This is a genomic window from Lentibacillus sp., from assembly GCF_035301925.1.
Lineage (GTDB): Bacteria > Bacillota > Bacilli > Bacillales > Amphibacillaceae > Lentibacillus.
In genome coordinates, this window is sequence record NZ_DATGTI010000105.1 from 35,211 (window position 1) to 54,496 (window position 19,286).

Consider the following 19,286-nt stretch of genomic DNA (forward strand, 5'->3'; position numbering starts at 1 on the left):
AGCGAGGATCTGGTTAATTGACATGTTACTTTACCAGCAGTCACTAATTTCGTGTATGAGAGGACACAAGTTCATATTTTCATACTATCTTTCGCAATAAACGATATACAAGGGAGGCGCTCTGATGAAACGGTGTCATACCCTGATGATTCACCGCAACCAAGAACATATTTTTGAATAGAAAAGGCACTCTTTTACAACATCCAACTACTCCGCAAATATGTTAAACTATAACAAAGTGGGGTGACGAAATGATTTATGAATTCAAGGTAACGCTAAAGCATGTCGGTGTCCCGGTATGGCGAAAAATTCAGATAGACGGCAATACAACCTTTTATGATTTGCATCGGGTTTTACAGGTTGCCTTTGACTGGGATAATGATCATCTGCACAGTTTTTTTGCGAATAAAACAAATGGCAAGCGTGTTGATGGTTTGGAAATAACAGGTGAGCAACATGATGATGCTACCGACCTATTCGGCAATCGTACGTCATTTAATGAAAACGATGAGGTTTTGGCTGACTGGTTTAAAGTGCCTAAGGATAAAATTACATACGTATATGATTTTGGTGATGACTGGCATCATGAAATTGTTTTAAATAAAACATTAGAACCTGAAAATGGCATAAGTTATCCCCGATGTATTGGCGCGAAAAACCTTGCCCCTGAGGATGATACGAGAGGGGAATTGCTGATGGGGGAAGTCGATCTTGCGCTTCCTGATAGTACACATGTGGCTGAAGACGTGAATGATGAAATACGTTTCCAGCTGAAAGATATACTCACGTCCTGCGAGCAGACTTCTCCCGAAAATGATATTTGGCATGATGTATTTTTAAAAGCAAAAGAACTTCAGAAGCGGAAACCATGGGACATCATGTTTGATAACCATATTTTTGCGGTTGTGGATCCTGTAACAGAGGAGCGGATATACTGCTCTGTCCTCGGTGGTGGCGGTGAAGTGTTCGGACTGGCTGTATACATTGGTGAGGCGGGATATGCTTCCATAATGGATGCGTTGATAGGGGAAGAAACTGACTTCGAATTCGTTGTCAATCAGCGCAGTTTGCTGCTGAGTTATGAGGATCGTGAGGATTTGGAAAAGGAAGATTACAAATTAATAAAGTCGTATGATGTGCCGTTTCGCGGGCGGAAAAGCTGGCCGTCGTTCAGAAGCTACAAACCAGGGTTTTATCCGTGGTTCATGGATGACGAGGAAGCAAGGCTGATGCTTTTGGGGATTGAACAGGCGATTGCGGTTCATCAGGAAATAGCGGATGGATTGCACTTGCCGGATATGCTGATCGATGAAGAAGTGCTTGTGAAAGTCCCTCATGAAAAAAATGGTAAAATTGTATTTAACAACCAGATTGTTGAACTGAAAGAAACGGAAGATGATGCCGAGGAATCAGAAGTACCACTCGCTGTTTCGGAGCTTGAATTGAAACGGATTGAGAAACTGAAAGCAGCATTGCCGGTAACGATTGAATTTTCCATGGAATATATGGATATGCCTGTTCAAAATGAGCCGGATGAACGCCCGGTTTTTCCACAATTGGTATTGGCGGTTGATCGGACACAGGGAATGGCTATTTACTATAACTTGCTGACGGATGGCGCAGATCCTGTTGTCCTTCAGAATGAATTTGTTAAGATGATTGAATCATTGAAAGGCATCCCGGAAAATGTCCTGGTAGATCAACGAACGGCTCATGTACTGGCACCGCTTATTGAAAAGATAAGCCTGAATGTTGAAGTGGAAAGTGATTTACCGTTCATCCGACAAGTGGTGAATATGATGCATGACGATTTGCTGCCTTATTAAAAAGGCAGCGGGTCCAATTGATTCGTTTAGATTTTTTACGGCTTATATCATCACATTTTTGTCACAATCATTGTAAAATATACCATTTCGTCTGATTGAACAATTGCTTAGGCCTATCAGCATCCTTAAAATGATATTAGATACGTCTTAGGATTTGAGAGGGATGCGCGATGGGAAAAGTTCTGCTCCTTTATGCCAGTATGACTGGGAATACGGAAGCAATAGCCCACATTATCAGGGAGGCCGTTGAAAAGCACGGCCATGAAGTGCTGACCAAAACGTTTGAAATGGATCCGATTGATGCGGCAGAGCTAGCCGATTACGACGGTTTGCTTGTCGGAACCTATTCAGAGGATGACGGCGAACTGCCTTTTGAAGTGGAAGATTTTTATGAGGAATTGGAGGATGTGGACATCACCGGGATGGCTGCCGGGGTGTTTGGCTCAGGCGATTCGATTTATGATACATTCGGTGGTGCTGCCAACCTGATGGGCGATCGTTTGGAAGCAAAACAAGCCAGGCTGGTCCCGGAACGGCTGATTGTCGATTTGGAGCCTGATGAAGAAGATGCTGTCAGGTGCCGGACATTTGCTGATGTGTTTTGCGGAATGCTGGAAGACAGGTTAAGAAGGGGCCTGATGGTGATTGAATAGATTAAAATAGAAGGCTTGCCGCCAAAACATATTGACGGCAAGCCTTCTATTTTAAGAGGGGGAATTAAAAAGCGTTATATTATTATTATACCCTTATGGGAATTTTTTAAAATTGTTTTTATATATATGAAAGGTAATCCTGCTTTAGCAGAGTGTGACCTCCTCGCAATAGAATGATAGAGGACATTTATATGTCATGGGAAGGTCCGATTTTACTGATAAGAAGATTTTCGACCAAGGCCGTAAATCAACGGTATTGATTTGACATCGTGCGGACGATTTGGCCTTGAATTGTTTGGGATTGTGATATGCCTGTGCGAATTGGTGCTGCTCCCGCACGAGTTAGAGCATTTCTCGCACGAGCTGGCGGCGCCCTAGCGCGGGCTTGTGCTCCTATCGCTCCTTTACAAAAAAAAGTTTTCACCCACCGCCCCGCCAACATTCTTCCATTAAATACATATTTATTTCCTTCAGCATTTCTGTTCCCACTGGATTAACTTTATTACAAAAGAACTTGTTTAACTATTTCAAGTTATATAATATAAAAGAAGAGATATTGAAGGATGGGGAGAAATTATGGAATATGTCGCTGGAATTGATGGCGGGGGGACGAAGACGGTTGCTGCCATAGCAGATGCAAAAGGCAGTGTTTTAGCAAAAGCAGCGGCCGGTCCTGTCAATCCAAATGTGGTTCAAAAAGAAGAATTGTTTCAGACATTACACGCATTAATCGAGGATCTGAAAAATCAGAGTGGAGCCAAGTTTGGGCAAATCACCAGTTTATTCGCCGGCATGTCGGGTGCAGGTAATGATAAAACGGTCAACATGTTAACAGAAATGCTCTGTGAACTTGTGCCAAGTGACACAAAAGTTCAAGTCGAGCCCGATACCGTTAATGCCCTGTATTCCGGCACTTATGGCCAGCCGGGTATTGTACAGATTTCAGGAACAGGGTCGATCACATTCGGTATTAATACTGAAGGAGAACGTGATCGTACAGGTGGTTGGGGGTATTTGTTCGGTGATGAGGGGAGCGGCTATGATATTGGTAGAGCAGGGATTATCGCGGCGTTAAAAGCGTTTGACAGGCGTGGTAAAGACACAATATTGCTTGATATGGTCCGCACCCATTTTCGTATTGATAATCCCTATGATCTGATCCAACACATTTATGCTGCCGAGTCCCCGAAAAGTGACATTTCGCCGGTCGCTAAACTGGTCTTTGCTGCTTATAAAAATGATGACACTGCCGCACATGAGATACTCACAAATGCCGTCACGGAGATAAGCGACAGCATCCGGACATTAAAAGCTAAACTTTTTCGCCCTGAAGAAGAGGTGGTAGCCGTTTTATGCGGCGGCGTATTTGCCGATAAAGCCATTTTACCGGCATTACTGGTAGCGGAACTGCAGGAAGATCAACAATTAACAATCATGACGCCTGACATGGAGCCGGTGGGCGGTTCCATCATTGGCGCCTTATTAATGGAAAATATAAAACCGGATGATGCGATAATCCAAATGATTAGTTCAACATATTAAGAGGTGATATGGTTGTCACAAGTAAAAGGCGGCCTGACCATTTTAAGGGAAATGGCCCATACCCTGCCGCCCTCAGAAAGAAAATTGGCCGATTATATTTTGGCGAATCCGGAAGAGTCGATTATGTTGACGGCGTTAACACTTGGTGAAAAAAGCGGCACCTCGAGTGCAGCTGTCATTCGATTGTGCAAATCGCTTGGCCTGAAGGGTTTTCAGGAATTAAAAATCCGGGTAACCGGTGATCTGCAGGAACAGGAAGAGCAAGAATATCGGGACATTGAGCCGAATGATAAAACAGAAAATGTAATTGAAAAAATTACATCAAACACCATTCAAACGATCAAAGAAACAGTGGATATGATGCGTGTTGCCGATCTGGAAAAGGCTGTTAACGTTTTATCCAAAGCGAAATCAATCGTTTTCATTGGATTTGGCGCATCGTATATTGCCGCCAAGGATGCGGAACAGAAATTTACACGAATTGATAAATTTGTACAAGCCTTCTCAGATGAGCATATGGGTGCGACAGCCATTGCCAATAAAGGACCTGACGATGTCGTTGTCGGTATTTCCTTTTCGGGGAAAACAAAACAGGTCATTGATTTGTTGAAATTGGCCAAGCAAAAAAATGTTAAAACAATCAGCATTACCAAAACCGGCAAGTCACCCGTCAGCAATATGTCAGATATTCAGCTTCATACATCTGCAGCAAGAGAAGCAACGTTTAGGAGCGGTGCAACTTCCTCAAGGATGGCCCAGCTCCACGTGATTGATATCCTGTTGATGGTGCTTGCTTCCAAAGAATACGAAGATATTGTTCAGCACCTTGATGAAACGCGGGAAGCGATAACGGGTTTGAAGGAAAAATAACCTTAAATGTCTGCATATAATGAAATAATATTACATAAAATTAAAAGTAATATTGACAAAATAATTCAAAATGCTATACTTAACTCAAATTAAAGTTTGCTAGATTTATTCGATTCTTTGAAAGCGCTTCATCATTACGAGACAGGGAGATTCGTCATATATGGAATTGGCAAAGTTAACCACTGAACAGCGGAATAAAGCAAGTATGAAATTGGATCAAATGTCTACAATGGAAATTTTAAACGTCATCAACAAGGAAGATAAAAAAGTGGCAGCAGCTGTTGAAACAGTCCTACCCAAAGTTAATGAGGCAATCGAACATATTTACGAAGCATTGAAAAATGATGGACGTTTGTTTTATGTCGGTGCAGGGACAAGCGGCAGACTTGGTGTGGTGGATGCATCAGAATGCCCCCCTACATTCATGACGTCAAACGATATGGTACAGACCGTTATGGCAGGTGGGAACGGCGCTTTTTTCAATGCAGTGGAAGGATCAGAAGACGAGGCGGCTCAAGGTGCACACGATATAAAAGCGAAACATTTGACGAATAAGGATGTTGTGGTGGGCATTACAGCAAGCGGTAGAACCCCGTATCCGATCGGGGCATTGGAGTATGCACGGGGGATCGGTGCTTACACGGTTTCGTTATCGTGTAATGAAGATTCTTTTATTAGTCAGTTTGCTGATACAGAAATTGAAGTGGTTGTTGGTCCCGAAGTGCTGACAGGCTCAACCCGGATGAAAGCAGCAACTGCCCATAAGATGATTTTGAATATGATCAGTACAACAACAATGGTTAAACTAGGGAAAGTCTATGAAAATCTGATGGTGGATGTCCATGCCAGCAATTATAAATTAATGCAGCGCGCAAGGCGCATCATCATGGAAATTACCGGTGTTGATTATGATGAAGCTGATCAGACACTGGCTTTAACCAATAATCAGGTCAAGCCTGCCATTGTCATGATTAAAGGAGGTGTTACATACCAAAAAGCAGAAGAAGCCATCAAGCGCAGTAACGGTTATGTCCGTGATGCGATTGCTCTGGCCATTAATTTCAATGTCTGAAACTTCATTAATAGTCACATGAACAATTAATGAGTTTCATATATTTTCATTAAACAAAGGGGGAAGATCATTTTGATGCGATTGCTGAAAAATCCTTTCGTGCTATTATTGATGGTTGCTTTACTCATGATTGCTGTCGCCTGCTCAGACGACAGCGCATCGGAAGGGTCATCGGACGACAGCGGTGATAATTCAGGTGAAGCAGCCAGTGACGGCGAAGGGTTAAGCGGAACACTCGAGATTCAGTATTTTGTCGGTGGTTATGGTGACTCATGGTGGAAGGGAGTCATCGGTGATTTTCAGGAACAGCATCCTGATCTGGAAATAGTCGAGCATGCCGGCCCGAACATTAATGAAGAAATGAGGTCGCGCTGGGTTTCCGGCGACCCGCCCGATGTTGTTTACATCGATGGTGCCGGTTCAAGTGAGACACAGATGGTGGAAGACGGCCAGCTGATGGATCTTACCGACTGGGTACAGGATATCGAGGTTGATGGAACGCCGCTGATGGACAGTTTCATTGTGCCGCCGTCAGATTTTGATGGTAGTGTCTACAGTTTGCCGCTGGTATTTGATACGTGGGGCACATGGTACGACAAAGCCTGGTTTGATGAAAACGGCTGGGAAGTCCCATCCGATTTTGACAGTTTCATGAGTTCAATGGGGCAAATTCAGGAAGATGCTGATATTCCAGCATTTACAACAAGTGGCCAGCATCCATATTATTTCTTGCGTGGTATGCTTTATCCAGCATTTGGAGCAGCCGGCGGTGACGAATTACTAAATGACGTCATTACAGGTGCTGAAGGTGCATGGACAAGTGAACCTGTTCTAAACGTTATGAAGAACGTGGAGAAAATGCAGCAGGAAGGCTACATTGACGAAGGGTTTGGTGCGATTAACCATACACAGTCACAAATGAATTTCCTGCTTCACGATAATGCTTACATTCCGGTAGGGTTCTGGCTGCCGAATGAAATGGAAGGCGACAAACCTGAAGATCTGGAGTATGGCTTTATCCCGTCACCAATGAACGAGGCTGGTGAGCCGATGGCAGTTGTCCCGGATCTGCGTCCATTGGCCATTGCCGAACAGGCGGAAAATCCTGAAGCAGCCAAAGCGTTTGTTGAGTTTGTGTTCACAAAAGAATATGCAACATTATTCTCTGAGCATACAGGTGCAATCATGAATCTGCAGGGAGTTGATTTGTCAGCAAATGAGAACGTACCACAATACTTGATTGATGCCAACGAAATGATCAATGATCCGGAACAAGTCCAGATCTATCATAAGCCGCATCCAATGAGTGCTGATTTGGAAACACCGATCAGTGATTCACTCGTTTCGTTGATGCTGGGGAATATTACGGCAGAAGAGTTTGTTGAAGAAGCTGAACAAGCGGCTGCTGAGTATCGGGAAAGCCAATAAAAATAGATCTGTATGGAATGTGAAGACAGCTCGTCTTGACATTCCATACCTTATTTAACAAGAAAGAGTGATTGGATGGTACAATCTAAAAAGCAAAAATACCTGTTTTTGGCTTTTTGCCTGATTCCGACATTTATTATGTTCAGCATTTTTACCCTTTATCCATTATTCAGCGGATTGTATTATTCCTTTTTTGAGATGTCGGGTTCATCACAGGCTAAAGAATTTGTCGGATTTGACAACTACATACAATTGTTTAATGACGAAATCATACCGGCGACAATCTGGCATGATTACTTCCTTGTCATTACAAAAGTCATCGGGATCATGATTATGGCAATGTTTATTGCGGTCGCCCTGACACAGCTTAAAATTAAAGAGGCGCCATTTTACCGGATTATCTTTTTCTTCCCGAATATCATGTCGGTTGTTGTCATTGGCATTTTGTGGGCATTCATTTACAACCCGGATTTGGGTCTTGTCAATTCAGCGCTTGAATTTCTTGGGCTTGAAAATTGGACCAGAGCGTGGCTGGGGAATGAAAACTGGGCATTGACAAGTCTTGTTCTGCCATCCATCTGGGCTGGTATCGGCCTGTTCATGCTGCTGTTAATGGGGGGAATCGCCAATATTTCCAAGAGCTATTATGAGGCGGCGCGGATTGATGGGGCGAGCGAATGGCAGCAATTTTGGAAGGTGACATTACCACTTGTATGGCCTCAGATTAAAATTTCCATCCTTTATATCGTGATTACAACGTTAAACGGCTCCTTTATCATTGTACAGGTTATGACTGGAGGCGGACCGAATAACGCAACACATGTGATGGGATCGTATCTTTATCAGCAGGCATTCCAGCAGTATAACTTCGGGTATGGCGCAACCATTGGTGTCATGATTCTGGTGATTTCACTCATTACCGTACTATTACTGCAACTGTTGCTGCGACGAGACAAGGTGGAATACTGATGGAGAGGGTGAGACGGCATGAAGCGAAGTGTGGGTGACATGATATCAAGAACTGGCATAAGAATTCCGTTGGTACTATGGTCAATTGCCGTGCTGTACCCGATTATTTGGATGTTTATTGGTTCGTTTAAATCGAACGCTGAAATATATGCCAATCCCTGGGGCTTTCCAGAAACATGGAACTTCCAAAATTTCGTGACAGCGTGGACGGAATATAACATTGATACGAGTGTTTTCAACAGTTTGATCGTAACAGTTGTTGGTGCGGTTTTGACGCTTGTTTTGGCGATTCCGACTGCCTATGCGCTTGAGCGGATCCGCTTTAAAGGGAGCAACTTTTTATTCACATTATATATTTCTGCGATGATGATTCCGATGGTACTCGGCTGGATTCCACTGTTTTTCCTGCTGGGGCAGTTCAATCTTCTGGATAATATTTTCGGGCTTGCGATTGTATATGCGATCAGCCAGCTGCCGTTTTCGATTTTTGTCCTGACGAGTTTTATGAGTACAATACCGAAATCATTGGAAGAATCTGCAGCAATGGACGGCATGTCGCCGTACGGTGTGCTGTGGAAAATTATCACACCGCTTTCCATGTCCGGTATCATTACAGTGACCATCATGAATGCCATCCAATTTTGGAACGAGTACTTTATGGCCCTGATTTTTTTACAGACGGAAGAAAATTATACGTTGGCACTGGCGATTGACTTTATCAGCAGTGAAGCGCAGTATACCAATGCATGGGGAACACTGTTTGCAAGCTTGGTGATTGCGATTGTTCCGGTCATCATTTTGTATTCGATATTCCAGCAGCGAATTGCAAAAGGGATGACAGAAGGGGCGATCAAAGGTTAATACAGAGCTCAGACTCGGAGAAATCGGCGCTTCAGCTGATGTCAGGGTTGAAAACTTTATCCAAAATGAATCAGTTAAAGAGGTGTCCAGCGTTTTCGAAACGTGGCATCTTTTTATTTGTTCAAATTGCCGTGGGAGGCAAAAAAATGGTGTCCCGGACGAAGCGGGGCACCCAAAATAAAAAGGGGGAATCTTTCAACTTATTTCCATCATAATCCAATTATGTCCAAACGTCCATCCAACTTCATGATTAAAAAAGTTGTGCAAGTGCTGTCAAGCGATGTCGAATGACCCGGTCGTAAAGTTTGATAAATAGAAATGAAGCGGGGGGGACCGATGTGGCTGAGAAATTGAATTTGGCTGAAGTTGTCACAAAATCGACTGAAGTTCGCCCAAAATCGGCCGAAGCTGTCACAAAATCGACTTAAGTTCACAATGTTTCGGCTGAAATGTTCACAATACATTCGGTAAACTTGCTGGAAGCAAATGGCTGTTGTCTGTATCAGGTCAAAAAAGAGATGCACTGCCCTCATGGCGGATCCTTCTGCGTTCAAAGATTTTTATCAGCAGTCTCACGCTTCCCCTTTGTCCGTCCCTGAAGATTGCTACCTTTGCCATAAAATGTTTATACTAATGGTATTATGCAAGATAAAGAGGTTTTGAGATGATGGGGAATGCGTTGTTGAAACATAAATGGGTCGTATGGGCGTTAGTATTGCTTATTACGGTCATTTGGGGCTATGCATGGGTGTTCATGAAAGCTTCACTTAACTTTATGGGGCCATTCACGTTTTCAGCGTTTCGTTTTGGCACGGGCGCGGTGACTCTGCTGCTGGCTGTGTGGCTTTTGAAAGCAGGCAAGCCACCAAGACGTATGTGGAAACATTTAATCGTCGTCGGACTGCTGCAGACAACTATTGTATTTACGTTTGTGATGTACGGCATGCAGTTTGTCGATGCCGGAAAATCGTCTGTCCTGCTCTATTCGATGCCGCTCTGGAGCAGTCTGTTTGCCGTGAAAATTCTGGGTGAAACAATCACAACGGGAAAAGTCATTGGACTGGTGGTCGGCATGTTTGGTCTGATCACGATTCTGGGCTGGGATATTTTCTTCGTTCAGGATCCGGCCATCATTTTCGGTGAAGTGCTGATTATCGTCGCAGCGGTTGCATGGGCTGCTTCGAATGTCTATTATCGGATCAAACTCGAGGGGATGACGCAGCTGCAGGTGTCCGCTTATCAAATGCTGTTCGGGACGATTGGAATCATCACCGCAACACTGTTTGCCGAATGGGGCGATCCTGTCAAGCTGACCGGTGAGAGCATTTTTTACATACTATTTACGGGCGTGCTTGCGTCAGCATTATGTTTTACCGTCTGGTTTATACTGCTCAGTGTGATTGATATGGTGACCGCCACATTGTCAACGCTCCTGGTTCCGGTGTTCGGTCTGTTTTTCGGCTGGCTGATCTTGGGAGAGGAACTGACGAACGGCATCCTGATCGGGTCAGGGATGATCATTGCTGGGATTGGCGTTGCCCAGATTTTTGGGAAGAAGAGATCCCGGCGTTCAGCATATCGCCCTTAATGAGGCTAAAGAAGCCGGGCGAAATTCTTACAAATTAAGGGAATTCACAGTTTCCCCGATTGCATAACTGCATAATTGATAGAGGACAAAATCTGAGATGCTGTCGTCAAAAGTTGGTTTTTTGTGACAGCATCTTTTTGATTTATAGGAATAATAGTCCGATTGCGATTGGGATGAAGCTGTAAAATAGAATCAGCACACAGAAGCCCATGATGTCACGGACTTTCAACCCTGCAATGGCTAAGAGCGGTAAGGCCCAGAACGGCTGGATCATGTTCGTCCATGCGTCACCCCACGCAACGCCCATTGCGGTTTTCGCTGTATCGGCACCAATCTCGAGAGCGGCCGGGACCATAATCGGCCCTTGGACTGCCCACTGGCCGCCACCGGATGGGACGAAGAAGTTGACGATACCGGCACTGATAAATGAGAACAGTGGCAGCGTCACTTCATTTGAGATGCTCACAAACCACATGGACATTTCCTGTGACAGCCCTGATTCAACCATCATCCCCATAATCCCTGCATAGAATGGGAATTGGATGATGATCCCGCCAGCGTTTTTGACAGCTTTTGTAACACTGTTCAAAAAGCGGCGTGGTGTTTTGTGAAATAGAATCCCCAGAAATAAGAAAATGAAGTTGACGATATTGAGGTTCAGGTCAAACCCATTTTGTACGAAATGAAAAATAATAAATCCAAGCCCCATCAGCCCGATAATGAGTGATATGATCCGGCTGTTCTCCAAACGCTCGGCTGGTGTTTGCTCGCCCGTCGGCTCCGGTTCCTCTTCAACAGCCTCATAGTCCTTCGTGTCCCAAGTTGACGCGTCCGTGTTGGTAAAAGGATCGCGCGCTTTCATCAAATACCAGTTAAGAAATGGTAACGTCAAGAGCAGGAATAGGACAATAAATAGATTATAGCTGCTGAAAAGTGTTTCCGTAACCGGTACAGTGCCAATCGCATCCATTAAAAAGTGGTCTTCAGTCGCGATCAACAGTGGAATCGATCCGGAAAGCCCGCCATGCCAAAGTAGAAATCCGCTGTATGCACTGGCCACCAGCAAGCGGTAATCGACTGATGTGACGCGCCTTGCCACGTGGATGGCGAGCAGGGCACCGACAACGAGTCCGAAACCATAGTTGATGAGACACGCAATGGATGCCACAAAAGTCACGAGTAAAATTGCCTGCCCGGGTGTGTTAGCCAGTGTGCTGATTTTCTGCAAGATGTTACGGACGAACGGCGTGCTTGCCAGAATATATCCCGTCACGACAATCAACGTCATCTGCATGGCAAATTCAAGCAGATCCCAAAAGCCGGTGCCCCAGTATTCAACCATCTCAACAGGCGAACTGCCCATAACGCCCATCCCCAACAGAAATACCACAATCGTCAGGATAACAGCGAAAAGAAAGGCATCCGGCAAGTACCTTTGCACCATCCGGTCAAAAAAGGATGTGATGGCTTTCAATTTTAAGTCCTCCTTTCATTTGTAAGCGTTTTAACAAACATCTATTAAACTAGCAGAAAACACAGCATCTAGTCAAATCGAATTGTTTCATTTGTATGAGAAGAGTCTTGAATGGTGACATATGAATCCACTGCTTTTTCCATAGACATTGCCAAGCTGCAGACGTACAATAGAAGAAAGTCGAAAAATGCGGGTGATGACAATGCAAACGCAGGTCTTCAAAAAAGTGCAGGAGGCCAGCTATTTAACAGCCGATAAAGCGTGGAGCTATCGGGCGATTTTGCGCTATTTTTATGTGCAGCATGAGCGCATGCGGGAATTTCTTTTTCCGGAAGAAATTTTTGCGCATCTGAAGGATTTGGACGGTTTTCAGGACTATACGGAAGACCAGCTGCACCAGGATCTTGACCAGCTGGAAAAATGGAACAATCTGGTTGCACGGCAGGAAGTGAGCCGGGCAAGCACGATTGAAGAGTTCAAGAAAAAACGCTACCGCTATCAATGCACACCGTATACAATCGAGTTTGAACGGATGCTGCAGCAGATGGAAAAAGGCGGCGATGTATTTGGCGGCTCGCTTGAACGAAAGGAATTTGAACGACTCTACCAGGAACTCTTAAAAGTGGAGGAAATTATTAAAAAAGAAGACGTTCCACCACCTGACGAATGCTCACAGCTTTGGAACGATATTTTCGCCTATTTCCGTTCCATTAACCAAAACACGTCGGATTACATGGCCCACATTAACAGCGAAGAAGCTGAGGAGCGCATGCAGACAGAAGCATTTCTCGCCTATAAAGATCAATTCACCACTTATTTGCGCGATTTCATTATTGGGCTTCAGCAGACGGCCCTGAAAATTCAGCAGCTTCTGGAGACAATCAGTATTCCACAGCTGACCCCACTGATCAAAAATGTTGTGATCCACCAGCAACATGTTCCGCGTTTTGAGGATGTTGGACTGGATGAACAGGAACTCATCAAAGACCAGGAGGAAAAGTGGCGCAGTTTATGTGAATGGTTTCTTGGCAATGCACATGGGGAGAGCAATTTGGACATGCTGCAGACACGGACAAATGAGCAAATCCGCCGCATCACACGGATTGTGCAGCGACTCGGTGAACGCCATCACTATTTTCGCAGCCGTAAAAAAGATTACCTGCATCTGGCAAAATGGTTTGATTCGTTCGATGATGTCAAACAAGCACATGAACTGTCCGCTGTTGTGTTCGGCGTGTTTCATACACGGCACTTATTCAGTGATCACGTCCCGACCGACGATATTTATACCGATATTTGGGATGAAGCCCCGATGGAACACGAAACGAAGCCGCGTATCCGAAATTACCGTGAAAAAACCCGTCCAGGTGCGATCATTAGTCAGACAGAGCGGAAGGAAGCAGCACGTGCTGAGCATTTGCGGAACAAACAGCTGGAACAGGAGACGCTGGAAAAATACATGAGCGGGAATGAAATCCGGCTGAAAGAATTGCAGATAGTGGAACCGTATGTACGGAAGATGCTGTTAAGCTGGGTCGGTAAAGCAATGGCGAGCAAAGACAGGACGTTTAAAACGGAATACGGCCGGCAAGTGAAAATCATCATGCACCAGGACGAGCGTGTGGTGCTGCATGCGGAAGACGGCGACATCGAGATGCCTGCCGTGACATTCCGGTTTTTGGATGAGGTGAACGTATAAATGGAAACGAATCAATTTGATGAAAAAGCTGAAAAAGCACTGGGCTTGCTGTTGGAAAAATTTTGGGTGCTCCGGCTGCATGAACCGGAATTATATCAAATGATCCGTGAACGTGAAAAAGTGCTGAAACGGTATGTGGACGATAAGCTGGGGTTTGAGCTGATCGTCCATCAGCATTTTATTAAACTGGAGAAAATACCGGTTGAGGCGAAAAGCTGGATGGGGATTCAGGATTTTCAGGAGCCGCGTGACTATGCCATGTTTTGCTGTGCGCTGGCATTCACCGAAAATCGTTCGGTCGATGAACAGTTTTTGCTGTCCGATATTTGTGAGGAGATAAAAGATTTGTATCCGGGCGAATTTCCACTTGACTGGACGAACTATAACCATCGCCGCTCGCTCGTCCGGGTGATTAAGGTGCTGGAAAAACTATCAATCCTTAAGTCGGTCGAAGGTGAAATTGACCATTTTACCATGAATCAGGAACAGGAAGTGTTGTATGAAACGACCGTTTACGCACGTTATTTCATGCGTTCTTATCCGAAAGATTTATTCGAATATGATACGGCGGAAGCTATTTTGGCGAGTGAATGGGAGCGGCACGAAGCAGATGAACGACGTAAGCGGGTTTACCGTAAACTGTTTCTTTCGCCAGTGGTGCACCGTGAAGGTGAAGATGATGCTGATTTTGCCTATATCCGCAACTTCCGGAACCGGCTTCGTGAGGACATTGAAGCACACAGTCAATTCAGGCTTGAAGTCTTCAAAAGTGCCGCGCTGCTTGTGGCCGAGGAAAAGAAACAGGAATTAACGCTTTTTCCCGATCAAAAAGCGATTATGGATGTGGCGCTGCATATTGCAAGTTTCCTGAGAAGACAGGATTCCTATCAGCCGGATGAACTTGGTACGATCCGGATTTCAAGGATTGCACTTGAAGAAATCGTCGCCAATGTCCGAGAGATTTACGGAAAGGGTTGGAGCAAACACTATCGCGAAGCATCCATTTCGACGATCACAAACGAGCTGGTCGATTTATTGTTTGATTGGGAGATGCTCGAAATCGAACCGGTCACACATGCGTATGTGATCAAACCGTTATTCGGACGGGCGACAGGACATTATCCGAAAGACTTTTTGGACAGTGAGGATGAGGCACATGAACAAAAATCATAAATGGAAAATGAATCGGGCAGGGCTGTTGAACTTCTGGTATTATGATGACGAAATTTTTGACTTTGCGGATGGAAAACTATTGCTTCGCGGCTCGAACGGCTCGGGGAAATCCGTGACAATGCAAAGCATACTGCCGGTTTTATTGGATGGAAAAAAATCACCCGACCGGCTCGATCCATTCGGGTCACGGGCGCGGAAAATGGAAGACTATCTGTTAGGGGAAAAAGACGTCGTTGACCGGGATGAACGGACCGGCTATTTATTCCTTGAATATAAGCGTGAGGATACCAATCAATACATCACAACCGGCATCGGGCTGCAGGCGCGCCGGCATAAGAATATGAATTTCTGGGGATTTGTCATGACCGATAACCGCCGTATCGGAAAAGATTTTGCCCTTTATGAAATGGAACATAATGGTGGTGAGAAACAGCGGATTCCACTGTCACGTGTACAGCTGGAAAACCGGATCGGGACAGGCGGGCAGGTCGTTCGGACACAGGGCGAATATATGAAACTCGTCAACAAGCATATTTTTGGATTTGACGACTTGGAAGCCTATGACGATCTTATCAAACTATTGATTCAGCTGCGCAGTCCGAAATTATCCAAGGAATTCCGCCCGACTGCCATCTATGAAATTCTGGAAGCATCCCTGCCGCCGCTGACCGATGATGATTTGCGCCATTTGTCCGATACGATCGAGCATATGGACCAGACGAAACAACAGATTGAGCAGCTGGAACGGGAACAGACGGCACTGGATAAATTGCTGAAGCGGTATGATGGGTATAATCAATACAAATTAGCTGACAAAGCTTACAACTATGTGGAAGCCAAAAAGCGGTATAACAAGGAAAAGAAGGTATTTTCCGACAAGCAGGAAAAGGAACGAGAACTAGTAAACGACATCAATGCGCTTGAAGCGCGGAAGCGGGAGCTCGATCAAACACATAGCGTGCTGGAGCAGAAACGTACCCGCCTGCAAAGCCATGAAGTATGGAATCTGGAAAAAGAACGGACCGATGAACTGGAGGCATTAAGTGATCTTCAGAAAGATTATGGCAAAAAAGATAAAACCCTGACAGAGAAGAAACAGCAAGAGCTATCCACCAAAGAAAAACAACAGCAGCTTGATGCCGAACTTGACGAACTGGACCGTGAGCTGGCTGACAGGCTTGATTATCTTGATCATGATGCAGACGATGCTTCCTTTATGCAGCACAGCATTAATAAAGATGATTTTCAGCGCCATAAAGACACGGATCATGATTTTGCCATCTGGAAAAAGGAAGCGGAACAACATTATCAAGCGATCGAGTCCATTACAGACCAGCTGCGCGAATATGAACAAATGAAGCAAAAGATATCCGAACTCGACGGTGACATCGCCTCCACCAGAATGGCTATGGATACGCTGAAACAGGAAGAACAGGACTGGCTGGGGATTTTTGAAAAGGACAAGCAGGATAAACTGTCGGAAATTCATACGTGGGCAGAGCAGCATGCGTTTTTGCCGATCAGTGATGACGTACTAAAGCAGACAGCTCGTGATATGTACCGCTTATATGAGCCTGTCAGCTATGAAACGATCCGGAGTCCTTTTGTCGAAGCGGCAAACGATTATCAGCTGGAAATCAATAAACAGATTGCGTTAAAAGACAGCCGGATTACGTCGCTTAATGAAGATGTTCGGGCAAAAGAACTGGCGTTGGATGAATTAAAAGCAAAGCGTGATCCCGAGCCGCCGAACCAGCAGGAAGTGACACGTGAAGCACGTGAAAAGCTGGCGGAAGCGGGACATACTTTTGTGCCGTTTTATGAAGCGGTCGAATTTCAGGCGCATGTTCCGGACGATGTGCGCAGGCAGATGGAAGCAGCACTGATTGATACAGGTCTTTTGGATGCGTTGATCACGAATGAAGCGGTACCGATTCAGCATGACCGGATTTTGGAAGCCAGCCCGCACATGATGGCGCACACGCTTGCTGATTATTTGCAGCCTGATTTGGATGATGATTCAGCTTTAAGTCCGGTGAAAGTCGATGAGGTGCTCAGGAGTATCCTGGTTGATGATGATGCTGACAGTGCCGCCATCAACGGTGATGGCACATACCGGATTGGCCTGATGCATGGGCATGCCGTACCGGTTGAGCAGGTGCGGTTCATCGGCCGGAATGCCCGCAAACGGTACAGGCAGGAACAAATTGATCAATTATTGGCTGAAATCGAAACGCTTGAGGCTGAAAAACAAACGGCAGAACAGGCTATTGAGGCATTACGGATTGACATCAAGCGGGCTAAAGAAGCGCTTGCTCATTTCCCGAATGATGAGGACCTGTCGGAAAGCTTTTCCCATATAAAAGAGAAGCGGTTCGACATCAAACAATATGAAAAAAGGCTGCATGAACTGGATGAGCAAATGACCGGCATGAATCAGACGTATCGGGAAATCAAAAGTAAGCTGGACACGGCAACACGGGATTTCAATCTTGAATTTTCCCTTGAAGCATACCAGGAAGCGAAACAGATCATGCGCACGTATGAGAAAGGCTTGCATGGACTGATAAATGAGCATACCACATACCGCCATACAGCCCAGCATTTACAGCAGGCAACAGAACGGCTCGAGGAATTGGCTGCGGAAGTCGATGAAATGCAAGGGGAATTAAACGTACTGGCGGACAGACAATCACAGAAACAACAGAACATCGCTGAAATCGAAAAGCAGCTGGAATCCCATGGTGTGGCCGATATCCGCAAACAAATTCAAGAAGTTCAGGCGGATATCACCGCAACCAATCAGGCGCTTGATCAGATTAAAACGGATTTACCGCAAAAAGAAGCTAATAAAAATGTGCTGGCTGATGAAATGACGACAATCCAGCAGAAACTTGAGTTTTTGGAAAACATGATTGAAGCATGGAAAAAATCTTTTCAGCAGGAGGTCAGCCTCGGCTTTGTCGACATGCCGGAAGAGTCCGGGGGAACGGATGAACTGGCACAAACAATCGCCAAACAGTATAAAACATTTTTGAAGGAAAAAGATCCGTCCGCGATTGAAAGCCAGCTGACGAGCGCTTATTTTGAACAGCAGTCCAATCTGATGGAATATCGGATGACCGATACGGAAATACCTGCAGCAGATCATGACTGGATGCATAAGGACTGGACCGATGAGCAGCACATTCAAATCATGAACTTGCAGCAGAAAACAAAGCGGCGGAAGATCGAGCTTGATTTTCAGGGTAAGCGCGTGAGTCCGTACTTCGTTAAGGAAAAAGTTGAAAATGACCGGGCACAGCAGCAATCTATGCTTGATGATCAGGATCGTCAATTATATGAAGAAATTCTGTTTGATTCGGTCGGTAAAAAACTGCGCAGCCGTATTGCCAGGGCACAGGACTGGACTGAAAAAATGAATAAACTGATGACGGGCAGCGATTCCTCGTCAGGCTTGTCTTTTTCCATCAAATGGAAGCCGCGCACAGCGGAAACGGAAGCCGAGATGGATACGAAAGAACTTGTCGATTTGCTGCGGCGTGATGCACGTTTATTAAAAGAAGAAGATATCAATCAGGTGATCGAGCATTTCCGTTCCAAAATTGAACGGGCAAAAGAGCTTGTCGAAGTGAAAGGTGAAGGCAACACCTTGCTGCAAGTGCTGAAAGATGTGCTTGATTACCGGAACTGGTTTTCGTTTGTTTTATCATACCAGCGTGAGGGCGAACCGAAACGCGAACTGACGAATCATGCGTTTTATAAGTTCAGCGGTGGCGAAAAGGCTATGGCCATGTACATTCCGCTGTTCACGGCATGTTACTCGAGATATTTGGAAGCGGACGATACGGCGCCATATATCATTTCATTGGATGAGGCGTTTGCCGGGGTTGATGAGAACAACATCAGGGAAATGTTCGAGATTGTCGAGGAGCTCGGATTCGATTACATCATGAACTCGCAGGTGCTCTGGGGTGACTATGATACGATTTCGTCACTCGCCATCTGTGAACTTGTCCGCCCGAAAAACGAGGGCTTTGTTACCGTCATCCGCTACCATTGGGACGGAAATACACGGCACCTGGTTGTTGATGCGGAAGATGAAATTGCGGCGACTGAGTCGTAAAAGGA

13 protein-coding genes are annotated in these 19,286 nt (G+C 45.2%); 12 read left to right on the plus strand and 1 reads right to left on the minus strand.

The window, feature by feature from the left end:
- The first annotated feature begins 251 nt into the window (after positions 1-251).
- From VK080_RS09000 to VK080_RS09040, 9 genes are all read left to right on the plus strand, one after another.
- On the plus strand, positions 252-1,826 hold the full coding sequence (locus VK080_RS09000) for a plasmid pRiA4b ORF-3 family protein (protein ID WP_324224433.1): 1,575 nt from the start codon (positions 252-254) through the stop codon (positions 1,824-1,826).
- A gap of 170 nt (positions 1,827-1,996) precedes the next feature.
- Positions 1,997-2,479, plus strand: a complete 483-nt coding sequence (locus VK080_RS09005; protein WP_324224434.1) for a flavodoxin domain-containing protein — start codon at positions 1,997-1,999, stop codon at positions 2,477-2,479.
- A gap of 576 nt (positions 2,480-3,055) precedes the next feature.
- Positions 3,056-4,021: an N-acetylglucosamine kinase gene (locus VK080_RS09010; protein WP_324224435.1), complete on the plus strand. Its 966-nt coding sequence runs from the start codon at positions 3,056-3,058 to the stop codon at positions 4,019-4,021.
- A gap of 3 nt (positions 4,022-4,024) precedes the next feature.
- Entirely contained in the window at positions 4,025-4,891 is an 867-nt protein-coding gene (locus VK080_RS09015; RefSeq protein WP_414672234.1) for a MurR/RpiR family transcriptional regulator, read from the plus strand.
- 160 nt (positions 4,892-5,051) lie between these two features.
- Positions 5,052-5,963 (plus strand): N-acetylmuramic acid 6-phosphate etherase, encoded by a 912-nt coding sequence (murQ, locus tag VK080_RS09020; RefSeq protein WP_324224437.1) that lies wholly within the window; start codon positions 5,052-5,054, stop codon positions 5,961-5,963.
- A gap of 75 nt (positions 5,964-6,038) precedes the next feature.
- A complete protein-coding gene (locus tag VK080_RS09025) occupies positions 6,039-7,391 on the plus strand; it encodes an extracellular solute-binding protein (protein ID WP_324224459.1) in 1,353 nt (450 codons plus the stop codon).
- Between the two features lie 75 nt (positions 7,392-7,466).
- Positions 7,467-8,360, plus strand: coding sequence for a sugar ABC transporter permease (locus VK080_RS09030; protein ID WP_324224438.1), 894 nt, complete (start codon positions 7,467-7,469; stop codon positions 8,358-8,360).
- A gap of 18 nt (positions 8,361-8,378) precedes the next feature.
- Positions 8,379-9,221, plus strand: coding sequence for a carbohydrate ABC transporter permease (locus tag VK080_RS09035; RefSeq protein WP_324224439.1), 843 nt, complete (start codon positions 8,379-8,381; stop codon positions 9,219-9,221).
- A gap of 682 nt (positions 9,222-9,903) precedes the next feature.
- Positions 9,904-10,809 (plus strand): DMT family transporter, encoded by a 906-nt coding sequence (locus VK080_RS09040; RefSeq protein WP_324224440.1) that lies wholly within the window; start codon positions 9,904-9,906, stop codon positions 10,807-10,809.
- 142 nt (positions 10,810-10,951) lie between these two features.
- On the opposite strand, the gene VK080_RS09045 is transcribed toward VK080_RS09040, so the two are convergent.
- Positions 10,952-12,283: a short-chain fatty acid transporter gene (locus VK080_RS09045; protein WP_324224441.1), complete on the minus strand. Its 1,332-nt coding sequence runs from the start codon at positions 12,281-12,283 to the stop codon at positions 10,952-10,954.
- A gap of 202 nt (positions 12,284-12,485) precedes the next feature.
- Between VK080_RS09045 and VK080_RS09050 the strand changes: the two genes are divergently transcribed.
- From VK080_RS09050 to VK080_RS09060, 3 genes are read left to right on the plus strand one after another with little or no spacing between them, the layout of a single operon-like run.
- Complete coding sequence (locus VK080_RS09050; protein WP_324224442.1) at positions 12,486-13,982, plus strand: TIGR02677 family protein; 1,497 nt, start codon at positions 12,486-12,488, stop codon at positions 13,980-13,982.
- On the plus strand, positions 13,983-15,155 hold the full coding sequence (locus tag VK080_RS09055; RefSeq protein ID WP_324224443.1) for a TIGR02678 family protein: 1,173 nt from the start codon (positions 13,983-13,985) through the stop codon (positions 15,153-15,155). It begins immediately after the preceding gene.
- Positions 15,139-19,281: a TIGR02680 family protein gene (locus VK080_RS09060; protein WP_324224444.1), complete on the plus strand. Its 4,143-nt coding sequence runs from the start codon at positions 15,139-15,141 to the stop codon at positions 19,279-19,281. Before VK080_RS09055 ends, VK080_RS09060 begins: the two co-directional genes overlap by 17 nt.
- Positions 19,282-19,286 lie beyond the last annotated feature (5 nt).

What these genes read in the sequence shown, in the direction of transcription:
- VK080_RS09060 (WP_324224444.1), top strand. Translation starts at nt 15,139, where the DNA reads ATGAACAAAAATCATAAATGGAAAATGAATCGGGCAGGGCTGTTGAAC.
- VK080_RS09050 (WP_324224442.1), top strand. Translation starts at nt 12,486, where the DNA reads ATGCAAACGCAGGTCTTCAAAAAAGTGCAGGAGGCCAGCTATTTAACA.
- VK080_RS09010 (WP_324224435.1), top strand. Translation starts at nt 3,056, where the DNA reads ATGGAATATGTCGCTGGAATTGATGGCGGGGGGACGAAGACGGTTGCT.
- murQ (WP_324224437.1), top strand. Translation starts at nt 5,052, where the DNA reads ATGGAATTGGCAAAGTTAACCACTGAACAGCGGAATAAAGCAAGTATG.
- VK080_RS09035 (WP_324224439.1), top strand. Translation starts at nt 8,379, where the DNA reads ATGAAGCGAAGTGTGGGTGACATGATATCAAGAACTGGCATAAGAATT.
- VK080_RS09055 (WP_324224443.1), top strand. Translation starts at nt 13,983, where the DNA reads ATGGAAACGAATCAATTTGATGAAAAAGCTGAAAAAGCACTGGGCTTG.
- VK080_RS09005 (WP_324224434.1), top strand. Translation starts at nt 1,997, where the DNA reads ATGGGAAAAGTTCTGCTCCTTTATGCCAGTATGACTGGGAATACGGAA.
- VK080_RS09000 (WP_324224433.1), top strand. Translation starts at nt 252, where the DNA reads ATGATTTATGAATTCAAGGTAACGCTAAAGCATGTCGGTGTCCCGGTA.
- VK080_RS09025 (WP_324224459.1), top strand. Translation starts at nt 6,039, where the DNA reads ATGCGATTGCTGAAAAATCCTTTCGTGCTATTATTGATGGTTGCTTTA.
- VK080_RS09030 (WP_324224438.1), top strand. Translation starts at nt 7,467, where the DNA reads ATGGTACAATCTAAAAAGCAAAAATACCTGTTTTTGGCTTTTTGCCTG.